Source organism: Paraburkholderia sp. SIMBA_030, assembly GCF_046535245.1.
In the GTDB taxonomy this organism is placed as follows: Bacteria; Pseudomonadota; Gammaproteobacteria; order Burkholderiales; family Burkholderiaceae; genus Paraburkholderia.
The window spans coordinates 1-241 of sequence record NZ_JAWRXB010001487.1 but is presented as its reverse complement, the minus strand read 5'-3'; the positions used below and the strand labels follow the sequence as shown (position 1 = coordinate 241).

General features: G+C 65.1%; 1 protein-coding gene. It reads left to right on the top strand.

Annotation, left to right across the window (positions count from 1 at the left end; translation table 11 throughout):
• Nucleotides 1-7: 7 nt before the first annotated feature.
• Nucleotides 8-241, top strand: a 234-nt coding sequence (locus SB772_RS44985; protein WP_410839151.1) for a methionine biosynthesis protein MetW, incomplete at its 3' end; no start/stop codon positions are given.

The window sequence follows — 241 nt, the reverse complement described above, 5'->3', positions numbered from 1 at the left end:
CGATTATCTGGCGCTGCGCCCCGACTTCCGCGCGATCGCCCGCTGGGTCGAACCGCGCGCCACGGTGCTGGACCTGGGTTGCGGCGACGGCTCGCTGCTCTCGCTGCTCACCGAGGAACTGGACGTGCAAGGCTACGGCATCGAAATCAACGATGCCGGTGTGCTGGCCGCGACGCAAAACGGCGTCAACGTGATCCAGCAGAATCTCGAAGACGGCCTGCGTCTTTTCGAAGACGGCAGC